Here is a 15,775-nt window from a genome sequence, read left to right as displayed (position 1 = left end):
TCATTTTAAAGTTCTTAGTCTAATAAAATTAGTAATTTTGCTTAACTTTTTATAAAAAATTAATGCAAATTCCCTTAAAAATAGCAGTTGTAGGTTCTGGATTAGTTGGATCATTATTAGCTATTTACCTTCGCAAAGCAGGTCATACAGTTCATGTTTTTGACAGAAGCCCGGATATCAGGCAAATTCAGTTTTCTGGACGTTCTATTAATTTAGCCATGTCTAACCGAGGATGGAAAGCACTAGATGCTGTGGGAGTGGGTGATGCTGTGCGAGAGATTGCCATCCCGATGGATAAACGAGCCATTCATCTTGTTGACAAAATTAATTTTCAAAATTACGGACAGGAAGGCGAATCTATTTACTCGATATCCAGAGGAAGTTTGAATCGGAAAATGATCGACTTGGCGGAAGCTGCAGGAGCTGAATTCTTTTTCGAACATAAAATTTGGGATGTCACTTTAGATGATGCTACTTTGCATATTGGCGAAACCGAAAGAGGCGCTTGGGAAGAAAAGAAATATGATATGGTTTTTGGTGCAGATGGCGCTTTTTCTAGAATCCGCCATCGCATGCAGCGCCAAAGCATGTTTGATTATTCACAAGAATTTTTGCCTATTGGATATAAGGAATTAAACATTCCTGCAAACCCCGATGCAACCCATAAATTAGACAAGAATTCGTTTCATATTTGGCCTCGAGGAGAATATATGTTGATTGCATTGCCCAATTTAGATGGTAGTTTTACCTGTACGCTTTTTATGCCCTTTGAAGGAGAGAACTCTTTTGCTTCTTTGAAAGATCAAAAAGAGGTTGAAGCTTTTTTTGAGAAAAACTTACCAGACACTATTGATGTTATTCCTAAATTGACTGAGGATTTTTTTAAAAATCCAACAAGTACTTTAGTGACCATGAAATGTTTCCCTTGGACGTACGAAGATAAAATTGCTTTAATTGGTGACGCTTGTCATGCCATAGTTCCTTTTTACGGACAAGGAATGAATGCGGGTTTTGAGGATATTTCTATTCTTTATGAAATGATTGAAACGTATGGAGACGACTGGAAAATGATTTTCTCGGAATATGAAAAATCGCGTAAACCCAATGCAGATGCAATTGCGGAACTTTCGTATCGTAATTTTATGGAAATGAGTTCTAAAACAGCAGATGAAAAATTTCTGCTACAAAAGAAAATCGAAAAATCATTCTCCGACAAATATCCCGAAAAATGGATTCCGCTTTACAGTAGAGTTACCTTCAGTGATCGTCCTTATGCAGAAGCTTTGGCTATCGGAGAATATCAAAATGCTATTATGGAAGAAGTTTTAAAAATGGAGAACATCGAGAATATTTGGAATACCGAAATGGTAGAAAATAAAATTTTAGAGTTGTTGCAATAGTTTTTTAAAACTGCTCACTTGAGTATATTCACGATCGTTTATTCGTTCATTTTAACTATTTATTCCTCACGATGAACTTTAGTAAAATCGAAAGCGGGTTTGCAAATCGCAATATATTCACAGGGTTTGTCAAAGGGATTAGAATATTGCACCCGAGTATTTTTTTCAATTTTTATTGATTGACCCGCTTCTAGAATTACAATTTCATCTTCGATGATAAATTGCTTTTTTCCTTTTATGATATAGGTGTATTCTTCAAATTCTGGTGTTTGAAAGGGTTCGCGCCATTTAGGTGGGGCGATCATGTGTGCAACTGAAATTTCAGGATTGTTAGTTGCTGCAATTCCGTGATGTTCTTCTATTAATTTGCCATCTGTTGTTGGAACTACAAAAGGTGTTTTTTGAATAAAATATTTTTTCATTTTTCATTTTTTTTAAAATTTCTATTTAGGAAATTTGGTTTTAGGAGCGTAATAATCAACTTTATTTTTTAAACATTTTTGTTAGAATACCAAAAGCACCTCTTATAAAAGTTGCACTTGTCAATACTTTTATAACCGATTTTCCTAGTGCACTCTCGGTACTCGGACGTTTACTTGCTTCTTGTTCAGATTTTTTTTGCTGTTGTTGATCGGCAGCTTCTTCTTCAACAATGGTGATTTTTTGGTTCAGCATTTCGTAAGCGCTTTCGCGGTCAATAAGTTCGCTATATTTTTTTACCAGTTTGGATTTGGCATTAATTTCTTGAATTTCACTTTCGGTTAAAATATCCATTCTGCTCATCGGAGCACGCATCATCGTTGCTGCAAGTGGTGTTGGAATTCCTTTTTCGTTTAGCGCCGTAACGAATGCTTCTCCAATCCCAAGGCTGGTTAAAATCTCATCGGTTTTGTAGTATTCGGATGTTGGATAATTGTCTGCCGTTTGTTTAATAGCTTTTCGGTCATTTGCTGTAAAAGCCCTTAAAGCGTGCTGGATTTTTAAACCCAATTGCGCCAAAATGCCGCTCGGAATGTCCATTGGATTTTGAGTAATAAAGTAAATCCCAATGCCCTTCGAGCGAATAAGTTTTACAATAACTTCTAGTTGTTCTAACAATACTTTGCTTGCTTCATTGAAAATTAAATGAGCTTCATCAATAAAAACAATTAATTCGGGTTGATCTGAATCTCCTTTTTCAGGCATTTGCTGGTAAATTTCAGCTAATAAGCTAAGCATAAATGTCGAAAATAATTTTGGTTTATCTTGAATGTCAGTCAGTCTTACGATATTAATGTACCCTTTTCCATTTTCATCAATGCGCATTAAATCGGTCACATCAAAAGACATTTCTCCAAAAAAAAGGGCAGCACTTTGTTGCTCTAATTGTATTATTTTTCTAAGAATAGTGCCTGTTGTCGAGGTGGAAATTTTGCCATAGCTTTCTTCAATTTCGTCTTTTCCTTCTTCAGTGATATAATGGATTACTTTTTTAATATCTTTTAAATCCAGTAAAGGCATTTTATGATCGTCACAATATTTGAAGATAACAGAAACAACACTAGCTTGAGTGTCATTTAAATTTAAAATTCGAGAAAATAAAATCGGTCCAAACTCAGATATGGTAGCGCGAAGACGGATTCCATTTTGTTCCGATAAACTCAATAACTCGACTGGAAAACTTGCTGTGTGATAAGGTATGTTTATTTTAGTATGACGTTCGGTAATAAAAGGTTTCTCCTGACCTTCCATAGCAATACCACTAAAATCACCTTTTATATCCATCATCAGTACTGGTATTCCAAAAGTTGATAATTATTCCGACAATACTTGTATGGTTTTAGTCTTTCCGGTTCCAGTTGCCCCTGCAATTAATCCATGACGGTTTAATGTTTTTAATGGTATTTTCACAAGTGTATTGGGTAAAGCTTCACCGTCTAATATGGCTCCGCCAAGAGTAATGCTTTCTCCGTGACAACGATATCCGTCTGTGATATGTTGTATAAAATCTTCATTTCTGCTCATAATAAGTTTAGATTTAAATCATTTTTAAGGGGCTATATTTTTTAAAAAACCTTATATTTTAGTGCATACCGCTGTTTTCCTGCTTTTTTATTGTTAATAACATAAAATACTGGTTTTAGTAAAAGTTTGCTTGTTATTGAAATATTGTGTTAATAAGTCATAAAAAAATACGTTATTTTTCGTAAAAGAGTAGATTTGTTTGAGTATATTGATATAAATGCAAAGTGCTAAATTACAAATGTGTTTTTGAAATAAATTTAACTATAATAAAATTAAAAAAAGTTTTTTTATTTAAACTAAAAATATAAATTTGCTCCAATACAAGTTTATTACAACTAAAATAAATTATTTAAAACTATTAAATTAAAAAAAATGGCAAACGTTAAAAAAGAAAGCAGTTCAAACGGTGGAGGAATGGTTTCAGGTATCATTATTATTGCATGTGTATTTGTTGGTATCTTGATCTGGAAATTCATCATGGGTTCTCCTTCGAATTTTGAGGGAGGAAATCCTGAAACAGGGGTTCCATTGAACGCTTTGGGGCAAGTTTATCACGGAGGAGCAATTGTACCGGTATTATTAGGAATGTTATTGATGGTTCTCGTTTTCTCTATTGAAAGATATTTTGTAATATCAAAAGCAGCTGGTAAAGGTAAGTTAGATACCTTTATGACAAAAATACAAGCGAGTATAAAATCAGGTGAAATCGAAGAAGCAATAGCTTCTTGTGATAAACAACAAGGTTCTGTGGCTAATGCAATTAAATCCGCTTTAGTAAAATATCAAGAAGTTAAAAAAGAAGGATTTAATAGCGAGGAAGCATCAGAGACTATTCACAAAGAAATTGAAGAAGCTACTTCACTTGAAATGCCAATGTTGCAAAAAAACATGACAATTATTTCGTCTTTGGTTTCTTTAGGGACACTTATTGGTTTGTTAGGAACTGTATCAGGTATGATTAAAGCGTTTGGAGCATTGGCTTCTGCTGGAACTCCAGATCAAGCAGCTCTTGCAAGTGGTATTTCCGAAGCGCTTATTAATACAGCAACAGGTATTGGAACTTCAGCTGTAGCAATTATCTCTTACAATTTCTTTACTTCAAAAATTGATGATTTAACATATTCAATTGATGAAGCTGCTGTTTCAATTGTAAATTCTTACAGAGGATTCAGAGGAAGTTTGAAGCAATAATATTAGGTTGATTTTTATATCAAATAAAAAACAAAAAGAATGGCTAAAATAAAAATAAATAAAAATCCGGGGTCTACAGATATGACTGCGATGTGTGATGTCGCATTCCTTTTGCTTACCTTCTTTGTAATGACTTCAACAGCCAAAATACCAGAAGCATTGCCTGTAGATACTCCTACTTCAACAGTTCAGACTAAATTGCCGGAAACGGATTTGGCTACATTGACTGTAGGAAAAGGGAAAGTTTTCTTTGATTTGAAAGGAAGAGACGTCAGAATGAGAACGTTAGAGTTGATGTCAGAAAAATACAGTGTTAGTTTTACTGATGATGACAAAAAGATTTTTTCTATGATGGATGATTTCGGAGTACCAATTCAAAGTCTTAAGCAAATCATTGAAATGAAAGCAGCGGATAGGAGTAAAGCAGGACAACCCGGCATTCCTATTGATTCACTAGATAATCAGTTGAAAGAATGGGTTTACAATGCGCGAAAGGCAAATATAGAGGTTAACGATAAAGAATTGCAAATAGCCATTAAAGGGGATGCAAAAGAAGAATATCCAGCCATTAGAAAAGTGATGGATATTTTGCAAGAGCAAAAAATCAATAGCTTTAGTTTAGTTACTGGTTTAAGAGGAGAAGATTTTTAATTAAAAAACATACACTATAATGGCTGAATTAAATACCGGCGACGGTGGAGGCGGAAAAGGTGGTAAAGTAAGAAGTAAAAAAATGAACGCGAAAGTAGATTTAACTGCTATGGTGGACTTGGCTTTCTTATTAATCACATTTTTCATGCTGACTACAACGTTGTCAAAACCACAATCAATGAGCTTGGGGTTGCCAGATAAAGATCCTAACAAAGATAATATCGACATGAAAGTTGATGAAAATCGTACGATGACAATCTTGTTAGGTGATGATAATAAGTTAGTTTATTATGTGGGTTTGCTAGCTACACCAATAGGTGGACCTAAAGATTTGCCTTTTGGAAAAGATGGTATCCGTAAAGAGCTATTGTCTAGACAGAAATCAGTTTTGGCTTACTCGGCAGCTAAAGGTAAACCTAAAAACGGATTAATTGTTATCATCAAACCAAGTAAGAAATCAAATTACAAAAATTTAATTGATATACTTGATGAAATGGCAATTGTTGGGATAGGCGATTTTGGTAATTACGCTATCGTTCCTGAATTTTCTGCTGAAGAACAAAAATTGTTAGAAGGAAAATAAGTTTATTCTTATTCCCCAATAACCTAATAATTAAGAAAAATGAAATTAGACATATTAAAAAACCAATGGCTTGATATCGTATTCGAAGGACGTAACAAAACTTACGGAGCTTATGAGTTAAGAAAGTCAAACAGAAAAACGACGATAAAAGCGCTTATTCTTGGAGCTCTCTTTTTTAGTGTTGCTGTTGCAGCTCCTCTTATTCTAAACTTAATTCCTAAAGGTGAAGAACAAGAGATTGACAGGGATATAAAAATCACTGCTATAAAATTGCCACCTAAGAAAGAAGAGCCAATTAAAAACCTTCCACCACCACCACCACCACCACCAAAAGTGGATCAGGTTAAATTTGTGAAACCTGTTGTGGCTAAAGCAGAAGAAGTTACTGAGGAACCGCCGAAAATTGTTGAAATTAAAGACAAAAAATTAGGTGCGGTAACGATTAAAGGGGATCCAGATGCGGTCTTAACTGTTGAGCCCGTAGGTACAGGAACAGCTGCTGTTGTAGAAGAAGTTGATAACCAAATTTATAATACTGCTGGTATTGAAGTTAAACCTGATTTTCCAGGAGGAATCAATAAATTTTATAAATTCGTTGGTGATAATTATCAAACTCCAGAAGAAGATGGATTAAAAGGTAAAGTTTACGTTACTTTTGTTGTTGAAAAAGACGGTTCTCTAACTGATATTAAGGTAATTAGAGATATTGGTTATGGTACAGGGAAAGAAGCGATTCGTGTTTTGAAAAAATCACCAAGATGGTCTCCTGGGGTACAAAATGGTAAACCGGTTCGAGTGCTTTATTCGTTACCAATAACCATTCAATCTGCAGAGTAATGTTAAATAACATACTTAATAATATTAAGAAGAAATCGCTTAAAGAGCGATTTCTTCTTGTTTTAGGAATTTTGTTTTTTCTGGTCTATCTTGTTGCAGGTCTATTCATTATCTTTATGAATAATTTTCCGCTTGCAATGGAGCCTATTTATAGAATTGCTTTTGGAGTTTTACTAATTGTCTATGCTTCTTTTAGATTTTTTCGAATAATTAATGATAATAACAACTAGGTTATGAAAAATTTTGCCAAAATTCCCTACGTTTTTCTTTTCTTAGTAAGTATGTTGTTGATCGCATGCAATCAAACGAATAAATCAGAAAACGCCGAAACCATTTTAAAAGGTTCAGCTTCTATTTTTATAGATGAAACTTTGACTCCCATTATTGAAGATCAGGTAGCTGTTTTTGAAAATAAATACGAGGCTAAAATAAAAATTATTTCAAAATCAGAATCTGAAACTGTAAATTCTTTGTTTAATGAAAAAGGTGCTATAGCTATTTTATCTAGAACATTGACAACCGAAGAACGGAAGATCTTTGAACAAAGAAAAATTAATCCTAAAATAACTGTATTTGCTACCGATGCTATAGCTTTTATCGCTAATAAAAGTAATAAAGATACCGTCGTATCGCTAAAAGATGTCATTAATTTTATGCAGGGGAAGCCTGTCGCATCAATTAAGGGACTAGTTTTTGATAACTTAAACTCAAGTACGGTACGCTACATGAATTCTTTGGCAGGTATAAATGCGATATCTCAGAAAGGTATTTTCTCATTTAAAACCAATGACCAAGTTATTAAACATGTTTCAGAAAACAAGGGTTTGATTGGAGTTGTTGGAGTTAACTGGCTTTCACAGCCTAAGCCGGCGATGCAGAAGTTTGTAAATAATGTAACTACATTACGCGTAAAAGGGCTAACGGGGAATGAGTACTTTTTGCCTACCCAAAATAATATAGCAGAAAAAAAATATCCTTTGGCACGTGATTTGTATATCATTAATTGTCAAGGATATTCTGGACTAGGAATGGGTTTTGCTTCATTTGTAGGTGGTGATATCGGGCAAAGAATAATTTTAAAATCTGGTTTGTTACCTGTACGTATTCCTGGTAGGAAATTGACAATAACAAAAAACCAAAATAATAAAAAATAAATTAACTACGATGAAAATGAATAAATTAACGACCTTAAGCGTTGCCATATTGGCCACAGCTTTTTCGACTCAAGCTCAAGATATTAATCAAGCTAAGAAAGCGATCGATGCTGAGCAGTTCGAAAGCGCCAAATCGATTTTAAAATCAATTATTAAAGAGAAGCCATCTAATGGAGAAGCTTTCTTTACTTTAGGGAATATATATCTTACTCAAAATGTGCAAGATTCCGCTAAAATTTATTTCCAAAATGGATTAAAAGCTTCGGATGATGCTAATTTAAATCACATCGGTTTAGGCCAAATGGATTTAGATAAAAACGATGTAACGGCTGCTGAAGCAAAATTTGTGCTGGCAACTAAAGACATGCGTAGAAAAGATTTTGAAGAGTATGTTTACCAAGCAAGAGCATATATGAATGCTGAAAAGCCTGATTACAAAAAGGCAATTGCAGTTTTGAATCGTGCTGTGATCAATAATCCTCAAGATGCTCAACTACAATTAGCATTAGGAGACGCTTACTATGGTGATGGTAAACAAAATGAAGCTTATGTAGCTTATAGAGCTGCTTTTCAAGCAGATAATACTTTGTTAAGAGCCAAAATGCAATTGGGGGTTTTGTTGAAAGGAGCTAAATCTTATGATGAAGCTTTAAAAGCTTATAATGAAGTTATAGCGATAAACCCTAATTATGGACCAGTTTACAGAGAATTAGCAGAGACTTATTATAAAATGGCACGTAATAAACCTTCTCAAGCTGCCGCAAGTTATAAAACGGCATTAGGATATTATGATAAATACATGTCTTTAACCGATTATTCGCTTAACTCTAGAATGCGACGTGCTGATTTTCTAATCTTAATAGAGGATTACGTTGCGCTTGAAGCAGAAGCTAATAAAATGAGTGAATTAGACAAAGTTAATCCAAGAATCTTTCGTTATTTAGGATATGCCGCTTATAAAAATGGAAATGCTGATGTAGCGATTAAATCTTTAGAAAGTTTTATCAATTCTCCAGGGAACAAAGCAATAGCATTAGATTATTTATATTTAGGGTTGACTAAAATCAACAAAGGAACCAGCGCTGATGGTTTGTCAATTGACCCTACTGCATTTAGTTCTGGTATGGTTGACATTAAAAAGGCAATAGAAATGGAACCTTTGGCAGTACAGGAATTAAGTGAAGTTGGTAAAAAATTATTTGCACAAAAATTATACAGCGAATCAGCTGCAATATTTGAATTTGGAGCGAACACTACAGAATCAACAAATTTTCTAGATGATAATATATATTATGGTTTAGCGCATTATTATGCTAATATCAATAGAGAGACAGATATAAAAGTGGATGTAGTGGCATTGCAAAAAGCTGATGCAGCTTTCCAAAAAGTATTGATAGCCTCTCCAACTTATCTAGAAGCATATCTTTACAGAGCAAGAACTAATAGATTGCTTGAAAAAGATGACGTTATGGTTAAGAATTATGAAGATTATGTTGCAAAAACAACAGAGTTAGGAGCAGAGGAACTTGCTAAACCAGCAGTAAAAACTAAATTTATTGAAAGCTATAATAATATGGCAGCAAGCTTTGCTAATACAGATAAACCTAAAGCTATTGAGTATTTTAATAAAACATTAGCTTTGGATCCAGCAAATAATTATGCTTTGGAATCTGTTAAGATTTTAAAATAATTAAAGTTTTTAATGTCAAAAACCGGTAGCCTATTTGGCTATCGGTTTTTTTTATGAGTACTATTTACGACCGTTTTTGCATTTATTTTTATAGAATTCATTTTTACATTTTTAAACCGTTGAAAATTTACTTTAGTCTCGGTTTTCAAATTAACTCATTTTCAAATTAACTATCTTTGCACTTTAAAATAAAAAAATGTTATCAAAAGAAATTCAATTAGAAGTTAATAGAGGTGCCATGCTTCCACTAATGGAGGAGTTCTACACTATTCAAGGGGAAGGATATCATACTGGGACAGCCGCATATTTTATTAGAATTGGTGGATGTGACGTAGGTTGCCACTGGTGTGATGTGAAAGAAAGCTGGAATGCTGAATTACACCCACCTACGGCAATTGACTTAATTGTAGCAAATGCAAGTAAATACTCTGAAACTGTTGTGGTAACTGGCGGTGAACCATTAATGTGGGACATGTCTTTGCTGACGCAAAAGTTAAAAGAGAATGATAGAAAGGTTCATATCGAAACTTCAGGTGCTTATCCGCTTACGGGAGCTTGGGATTGGATTTGTCTATCTCCAAAGAAAAATAAATTACCAACACAGACTGTTTATGATAATGCACATGAGTTAAAAGTTATCATTTACAACAAGCATGACTTTATTTTTGCCGAAGAGCAAGCTGAAAAAGTGAATAATAATGCGATTTTATTTTTGCAGCCAGAATGGAGTAAAAAAGAAGAAATGACACCGCAAATTGTTGATTATGTAATGAACAATCCGAAATGGCGCGTTTCGTTACAGACTCATAAATATTTGAATATTCCTTAAAAAATAAAAATTCCCAAATGCTGTTTAAAACTGTATTTGGGATTTTTCATTTATAGCAAAAAAGTTCACACGAGTATTACCAGCCTTTGTGTTTTTTTAATTCCGTGATGTGTGCTAAATGATGGTTTCCATGCCACGCATAGGTTCCAATTATTTCCTTTATTTGAAATACCGCGTTTGCTTCAGGGTGAATAAAAGATTTTTGTAAATCAGCTTCTGATAACCCATTCATTAAATAAGCCAAGCGAAAGTGTAAGCCTTCCAGAAAAGAAAGAGTAGGTTGGATAGGCATTGCTACATTATCATCTAATTCAGCCCAACGATCTTCATGATAAAATTTTATTGTTGGTTGATCCTCGGTCAGCGCCCATTTGATTCTAATGAAACAATTCATGTGACTGTCCGCGCAATGATGAATCACTTGGCGAACTGTCCAGCCATTCTGACGATAGGGTGTTTCAAGTTGTTCCTCGGTTAAATAAATCACTTCTTTTTTAAGTCGTTCGGGAAAACTTGCAATTTCAGTTATTTTAGCAGTAAGATATGCGGTGGAGTAGCTTTCCGATACGATAAATTTTCCGATTGGATATCGTAATTTCTCTAATGTGATATTTTCCATACTATAAAATAGTGGTTTTAATCGAAAGTCGCGCTAAATAGTCATAATGCTCCCCTTCAAGAATTAACTCGCTTTGTAATCCATTGGCGAAAGCCGCATTTTGCAAAGTGTTATAATCCAAGTAAAGCCAAGGAAATTGGTCCTCTTTTTCGTTTTTATAACGTATTGTAAAAGTCAATTCGCCATAATAACCACTGCTGGGAATCCATTTTCCGCCATCTTCGTCATTATCAAACATGTAAATTATATCGGACGAATCAATTAGAATTTGTCCGTTCGCGTTTAGCAAGCTTCTTAGTTTCTGTAAAAATTTTGTGGTATCTTTTAGTGTTCCAAATATACCAGTACCGTTCATTAATAATAAAATGGTGTCAAATTTATTTTCAGGATTATTAGAATCCATTGCAAGAATATTTTGAACTTGAACATTTTTCAATCCACGAAGTTTGCAGGCTTCAACTGCATTTTGAGAAATGTCAATCGAATGAACAGCAAGATTTTTTTCGTTTTGTAAATACAAACTATGACTTCCTGCGCCGCAACCTACATCCAAAATTTTTCCATTCGCAATTTGTAAGGCTTTCTGCTCCAGTTTTGGCATTTCTTCATAGGAACGAAATAAATATTCAACACTCATTTCATCTTCTTCAGAAATAGAGGTTTCCGTGATTAAATCTTCTGGGGAATTATTAGTTTGAAAATCAAGTATGGCTTTGCCAAAAAGGTCTTTCATTATAGTTGATGTGTTAATTTAGTTATTTGTTGATTTGTTTTAAGTAATTTCGCGAAATGTTTTATCGAATAAACGAAAAAACAAAGCTACGAATGAACACTATTTTAGACAATCTTCCTAAAGAAGCCAAAGATAAGCATATCGAAAATAAAAAGTATTTCGATAAGCTGAAAAAGAAGACGCCAAAGAATTTGGATTACGTGATGCAGGATTTGCATGATGCTGAATTTAAGAAAACGAATTGTTTAAAGTGTGCGAACTGCTGTAAAACTACTGGTCCATTATTTACGGATGCGGATATTGAGCGTGTTTCAAAATATTTACGTCAAAAACCACAACAATTTATCGAGCAATATCTTCGCATTGATGAAGACAGGGATTATGTGTTGCAAAGTGTGCCATGTACTTTTCTGGATACTGAAAATGCATGCATGATTTATGATGTACGTCCAAAAGCATGTAGAGAATTTCCACATACCGATCGGAAAAAGTTTCAACAAATCACGGACTTAACGTTGAAAAACGTAGCTATTTGTCCGGCAGCTTTTAATATTGTTGAAGAAATGAAAAAGAAATTGCCTCTTTAAAAATTTCCATTTCGTCTCCCTCTCCTTTGGAGAGGGCTGGGGTGAGGATTAATATATCAAATAATTTAATCTCATTTCCTTAAACTCAAGTAACCCTTTTTTCCAGCCTTCTCTGATTAGATCTTCTGAAGTCCCGGCTTCTATTTGCTGTTGTAATTTTTTAGTTCCTGAAAGTTTAGTAAAAAAAGGATTGAAGAATTTTGATTTGTCTGTTGTGTTCTGATAGGCTTTAATCAACCATTTTAATTCCATTTTATTCACTTTTGGAGCTGCAGATAAATCTTCTCCATAACATTGTATTCCAATGTAAATAGGATTTTGCGCGCCGAAATTAGGTTTTGGAATAAAACTAAAATCACTTTTAGGTAAATAAGGAGAACCATAAATTTGAAATTGTTTTTCAGTTCCTCGTCCTACGCTTACATTTGTACCTTCAAAAAGACATAAGCTTGCATAAAGATTCACGGCTTGATCATTCGGCAGATTCGGTGAAGGTTTTACAGGTAAACTATAGCTCATCTTTCGGTTGTAGTTTAGACAGGGAATAACGGTCAATTTGCATGAGACTTTATTCTTTAGCCATTTCTGGCCATTAATCATTTTTGCATATTCTCCAATTGTCATCCCATGAAGTAAAGGAACGGGATGCATGCCCACAAAACTGGTGAATGCTGACTCAAGAATTGGACCGTCAACAATGCTTCCGTTAGGATTTGGTCGATCAAGAATTAAAAGTGGAATTTTATTTTCGGCACAGGCTTCCATTATATAATGCAACGAAGAGATATAGGTGTAAAATCGAGCGCCTACATCTTGTAAATCAAAAACCATAATGTCAATTCCTGCGAGTTGTTCTGGTTTTGGTTTTTTATTGTCACCATAAAGTGAAATAATCGGCAATCCTGTTTTGGAATCTCCTCCATCTACAACATGTTCACCCGCATCGGCAGTGCCACGAAAACCATGCTCAGGGGCAAATATTTTTTGGATAGACACGTTTTTTTCTAATAGAAAATCTACTAAATGCATTTTATTGGAAAGAATGCCAGTTTGATTGGTTACAATTCCAATCTTCTTGTTTTTTAACAATGGTAAATAGGTACCGTAATTATCTGCTCCGGTTTTTATCCCTATCTTTAAATTGGTATTAGCTTTTTCTAAATCTGATTTTATATTTCCCGTTATATTTGTTTTTCTGGCAGAACAGGAAGTCGAAATGATTATTAGAAATATAAAACGAAACGATATTTTAAAAAATGAGTTCATCTGTAGGTTCAAATAAAATTAAGGTCAATTAGTGTAATTCGTGTTTTAGCTGTATTTTTGGCTTTAGCAACGCAAACTGGCGAAGCAAATCCAAATTAGAAACACAATCAAGTTGAATTTAGAATATTTCATAGCCAAACGACTTATAACTGCTAAAGATTATAAAAGTAGCATATCTGCGCCAATTATAAAAATTGCAATCTCGGCAATTGCCATCGGTATGATTATGATGATTGTTTCAGTAGCAACCGGAATTGGACTGCAGCAAAAAATCCGTGAAAAAGTTTCAGCCTTTAATGGACACATCATTATTTCAAATTATGACAATAATCAATCCGAAGTTACGCTGACACCCATTTCTAAAAAACAAGATTTTTATCCAAAATTTAAATCGGTTCCTGGAGTGGCGCATATTCAGGCCATTGCCAGCAAGGCCGGAATGATTAGAACTGAAAATGCTTTTGAAGGAATTATCTTTAAAGGAGTTGGGAGTGACTATAGGTGGGATAATATCAAGGAATATATTGTTGAAGGGAGAATTCCAAATGACAAAGGGAAGTTAAATGAAGAAGTTGTGATTTCGCAGTTTATTGCAAATAGATTAAATTTAAAAGTAGGCGATGCATTCAATACTTTTTTCATGAAGGAAAAAGGGTATAACTTGAGGAATTTTGATGTTGTTGGGATTTTTAATTCAGGTTTTCAAGAATTTGATGCTACCTATATAATAGGAGATATTCGCCATATACAGCGTATTAATAAATGGGCTCCAGATCAAATCGGAGCTTTCGAAGTTTTTGTTAATGATTTTGATGCTATCGAATCGACCGGAGAACAGGTCTATGCTCAAACAGCCTCTACTTTAGATTCTAAAACGATAATCGAGAAATACAGCTACATATTCGAATGGCTTCAACTATTTGATTTCAACATCATCGTTATATTAGTAGTTATGATTCTTGTCGCCACAATCAATATGGTAGTAGCTTTATTGGTGCTGATTCTCGAGCGAACCCAAATGATAGGAATTCTAAAAGCGTTAGGAGCTAATAATTGGTCAGTACGAAAAGTATTTCTATACAACGCCTTCTATCTTATAGTAAGGGGACTTTTCTGGGGGAATTTAGTAGGTATCTCATTATTGCTAATCCAACAACAATTTGGTATAATTCAACTTCCTCCTGAGAACTATTACGTCAATGAAGCGCCGGTATACTTAAATTGGGGATACATACTTTTATTAAACCTGCTTACCGTGACGATTTGTTTTTTGGTTTTATTAATTCCTTCCTATATAATAACCAAAATTTCACCGGTTAAAGCCATACGTTTCGATTAGATTTTCATTTGGGCGTTACCGTTTATAAAAAAGAGGCTATTATCGATATCGATAATAGCCTCTTTTTTATAAACGGTCGGGCTATTCGCTATAAGTCCTCGCAAAACTCCATTTCATTTCGTTTTCCTGTGGGCTTTCCGCTGCTATCCCTAACGCGAACTTTGGTAAGCCAGCGTTTTTAGTTATTTCGACGAATATTTTGGCCCCTTATATATAGGAGAGAATAGAAAAGAGAATTAGTATGATTTAATGTAAACGTCAAAAACCTTTAGTTGGTTTAATCTTGTACTCGAATAATGGCACGGAAGTACCATATGAAGAAGCAAAGCGTACTGATGAGCTACAAATAATGCAATAGTGTTTGAATTTCGAAAGATGTACTAAACGAAAAAATGCTGGTGAAGGTACTCTTCCGTTATTGGAATAGGGGATTTCGACAAGAAAACGAGTGTAATGGGTACTGGATTGTAGTTTTGTATAAAAAACTTCTTCCTTCAAAAAACGTGATATCAGTGAGTTAAAGAAAAAGACAATAAAAGGTTAAAAAAAAGGTTTAAAAAAGCTTGTAAAAGCGAATAAAGGGTGTAGTTTTGCACCCGCAATGACGCAGACGTTCTTTAAAAGACTGGCAAGTAATAGGAATCAAAAGAGAAAATTTATTTTCAAAAAAAGATTCGATAAAGCTTGTGAGAATAGAAAACGGATGTTACATTTGCACCCCGCAAAACGCGCAACGTTCCTTGACAAATTGATAAGAAAAAGCGAAGAAAAAGAGATAAAATATTTCTCAAAAAAACTTCAAAATTTTCTTGCCAGTTGAAAAAAGAAGTTGTACTTTTGCACCCGCTTCGAGAAACACTTTAATGAGTGTTAATTGATACGAGAAACAAGA

Annotated in this window: 14 protein-coding genes and 1 pseudogene; 10 read left to right on the top strand and 5 right to left on the bottom strand. The window is 34.1% G+C overall.

The features are described 5' to 3' along the window. Positions 1-62 precede the first annotated feature (62 nt). Complete coding sequence (locus ACNQGJ_RS12920; RefSeq protein ID WP_417973611.1) at positions 63-1,400, top strand: FAD-dependent oxidoreductase; 1,338 nt, start codon at positions 63-65, stop codon at positions 1,398-1,400. Positions 1,401-1,459: 59 nt separating this feature from the next. On the opposite strand, the gene ACNQGJ_RS12915 is transcribed toward ACNQGJ_RS12920, so the two are convergent. Then, the gene (locus ACNQGJ_RS12915; protein ID WP_417973613.1) at positions 1,460-1,822 is read right to left on the bottom strand and encodes a cupin domain-containing protein; all 363 of its coding nucleotides are present in this window, start codon (positions 1,820-1,822) and stop codon (positions 1,460-1,462) included. A 61-nt stretch (positions 1,823-1,883) separates the two neighbouring features. Beyond that, positions 1,884-3,404: pseudogene (locus ACNQGJ_RS12910) on the bottom strand (helicase HerA-like domain-containing protein). Between the two features lie 372 nt (positions 3,405-3,776). On the opposite strand from ACNQGJ_RS12910, the gene ACNQGJ_RS12905 reads away from it, so the two are divergent. From ACNQGJ_RS12905 to ACNQGJ_RS12875, 7 genes are all read left to right on the top strand, one after another. Beyond that, complete coding sequence (locus ACNQGJ_RS12905) at positions 3,777-4,595, top strand: MotA/TolQ/ExbB proton channel family protein (RefSeq protein WP_417973615.1); 819 nt, start codon at positions 3,777-3,779, stop codon at positions 4,593-4,595. 39 nt (positions 4,596-4,634) lie between these two features. Further along, positions 4,635-5,246 (top strand): ExbD/TolR family protein, encoded by a 612-nt coding sequence (locus ACNQGJ_RS12900; RefSeq protein WP_417973617.1) that lies wholly within the window; start codon positions 4,635-4,637, stop codon positions 5,244-5,246. Positions 5,247-5,265: 19 nt separating this feature from the next. Continuing rightward, positions 5,266-5,829: an ExbD/TolR family protein gene (locus tag ACNQGJ_RS12895; RefSeq protein ID WP_417973619.1), complete on the top strand. Its 564-nt coding sequence runs from the start codon at positions 5,266-5,268 to the stop codon at positions 5,827-5,829. A 39-nt stretch (positions 5,830-5,868) separates the two neighbouring features. Next, a complete protein-coding gene (locus ACNQGJ_RS12890) occupies positions 5,869-6,666 on the top strand; it encodes an energy transducer TonB (protein ID WP_417973621.1) in 798 nt (265 codons plus the stop codon). 233 nt (positions 6,667-6,899) lie between these two features. Then, on the top strand, positions 6,900-7,820 hold the full coding sequence (locus tag ACNQGJ_RS12885; RefSeq protein WP_417973623.1) for a PstS family phosphate ABC transporter substrate-binding protein: 921 nt from the start codon (positions 6,900-6,902) through the stop codon (positions 7,818-7,820). A 10-nt stretch (positions 7,821-7,830) separates the two neighbouring features. Next, positions 7,831-9,510, top strand: coding sequence for a tetratricopeptide repeat protein (locus ACNQGJ_RS12880; RefSeq protein WP_417973625.1), 1,680 nt, complete (start codon positions 7,831-7,833; stop codon positions 9,508-9,510). Positions 9,511-9,706: 196 nt separating this feature from the next. Next, positions 9,707-10,339 carry a 7-carboxy-7-deazaguanine synthase QueE gene (locus ACNQGJ_RS12875; RefSeq protein ID WP_417973627.1) on the top strand — a complete coding sequence of 211 codons (633 nt, stop codon included), beginning with the start codon at positions 9,707-9,709 and terminating at the stop codon, positions 10,337-10,339. 76 nt (positions 10,340-10,415) lie between these two features. Here ACNQGJ_RS12875 and ACNQGJ_RS12870 read toward each other — a convergent pair whose 3' ends face one another. Together ACNQGJ_RS12870 and ACNQGJ_RS12865 are read right to left on the bottom strand one after the other, a co-directional pair. After that, the gene (locus tag ACNQGJ_RS12870; protein ID WP_417973629.1) at positions 10,416-10,958 is read right to left on the bottom strand and encodes a YfiT family bacillithiol transferase; all 543 of its coding nucleotides are present in this window, start codon (positions 10,956-10,958) and stop codon (positions 10,416-10,418) included. Between the two features lies 1 nt (position 10,959). Next, positions 10,960-11,691, bottom strand: coding sequence for a class I SAM-dependent methyltransferase (locus ACNQGJ_RS12865; RefSeq protein WP_417973631.1), 732 nt, complete (start codon positions 11,689-11,691; stop codon positions 10,960-10,962). A 92-nt stretch (positions 11,692-11,783) separates the two neighbouring features. Between ACNQGJ_RS12865 and ACNQGJ_RS12860 the strand changes: the two genes are divergently transcribed. Beyond that, the gene (locus ACNQGJ_RS12860) at positions 11,784-12,278 is read left to right on the top strand and encodes a YkgJ family cysteine cluster protein (RefSeq protein WP_417973633.1); all 495 of its coding nucleotides are present in this window, start codon (positions 11,784-11,786) and stop codon (positions 12,276-12,278) included. A 48-nt stretch (positions 12,279-12,326) separates the two neighbouring features. Here the strand turns inward: ACNQGJ_RS12860 and ACNQGJ_RS12855 are convergent, their stop codons facing one another. Next, complete coding sequence (locus ACNQGJ_RS12855) at positions 12,327-13,544, bottom strand: exo-beta-N-acetylmuramidase NamZ family protein (protein ID WP_417973635.1); 1,218 nt, start codon at positions 13,542-13,544, stop codon at positions 12,327-12,329. Between the two features lie 112 nt (positions 13,545-13,656). On the opposite strand from ACNQGJ_RS12855, the gene ACNQGJ_RS12850 reads away from it, so the two are divergent. After that, a complete protein-coding gene (locus tag ACNQGJ_RS12850) occupies positions 13,657-14,883 on the top strand; it encodes an ABC transporter permease (RefSeq protein WP_417973636.1) in 1,227 nt (408 codons plus the stop codon). Positions 14,884-15,775: the final 892 nt, after the last annotated feature.

The organism is Flavobacterium cryophilum, assembly GCF_048286555.1.
Lineage (GTDB): Bacteria > Bacteroidota > Bacteroidia > Flavobacteriales > Flavobacteriaceae > Flavobacterium.
Note: the sequence above shows the minus strand (reverse complement) of the source record. Positions and strands in the feature narration are given on the sequence as shown.

Bases quoted from the DNA above. Each gene is read 5' to 3' on its own strand.
- ACNQGJ_RS12920 (WP_417973611.1), top strand. From the start codon at position 63: ATGCAAATTCCCTTAAAAATAGCAGTTGTAGGTTCTGGATTAGTTGGA.
- ACNQGJ_RS12915 (WP_417973613.1), bottom strand. From the start codon at position 1,822: ATGAAAAAATATTTTATTCAAAAAACACCTTTTGTAGTTCCAACAACA.
- ACNQGJ_RS12905 (WP_417973615.1), top strand. From the start codon at position 3,777: ATGGCAAACGTTAAAAAAGAAAGCAGTTCAAACGGTGGAGGAATGGTT.
- ACNQGJ_RS12900 (WP_417973617.1), top strand. From the start codon at position 4,635: ATGGCTAAAATAAAAATAAATAAAAATCCGGGGTCTACAGATATGACT.
- ACNQGJ_RS12895 (WP_417973619.1), top strand. From the start codon at position 5,266: ATGGCTGAATTAAATACCGGCGACGGTGGAGGCGGAAAAGGTGGTAAA.
- ACNQGJ_RS12890 (WP_417973621.1), top strand. From the start codon at position 5,869: ATGAAATTAGACATATTAAAAAACCAATGGCTTGATATCGTATTCGAA.
- ACNQGJ_RS12885 (WP_417973623.1), top strand. From the start codon at position 6,900: ATGAAAAATTTTGCCAAAATTCCCTACGTTTTTCTTTTCTTAGTAAGT.
- ACNQGJ_RS12880 (WP_417973625.1), top strand. From the start codon at position 7,831: ATGAAAATGAATAAATTAACGACCTTAAGCGTTGCCATATTGGCCACA.
- ACNQGJ_RS12875 (WP_417973627.1), top strand. From the start codon at position 9,707: ATGTTATCAAAAGAAATTCAATTAGAAGTTAATAGAGGTGCCATGCTT.
- ACNQGJ_RS12870 (WP_417973629.1), bottom strand. From the start codon at position 10,958: ATGGAAAATATCACATTAGAGAAATTACGATATCCAATCGGAAAATTT.
- ACNQGJ_RS12865 (WP_417973631.1), bottom strand. From the start codon at position 11,691: ATGAAAGACCTTTTTGGCAAAGCCATACTTGATTTTCAAACTAATAAT.
- ACNQGJ_RS12860 (WP_417973633.1), top strand. From the start codon at position 11,784: ATGAACACTATTTTAGACAATCTTCCTAAAGAAGCCAAAGATAAGCAT.
- ACNQGJ_RS12855 (WP_417973635.1), bottom strand. From the start codon at position 13,544: ATGAACTCATTTTTTAAAATATCGTTTCGTTTTATATTTCTAATAATC.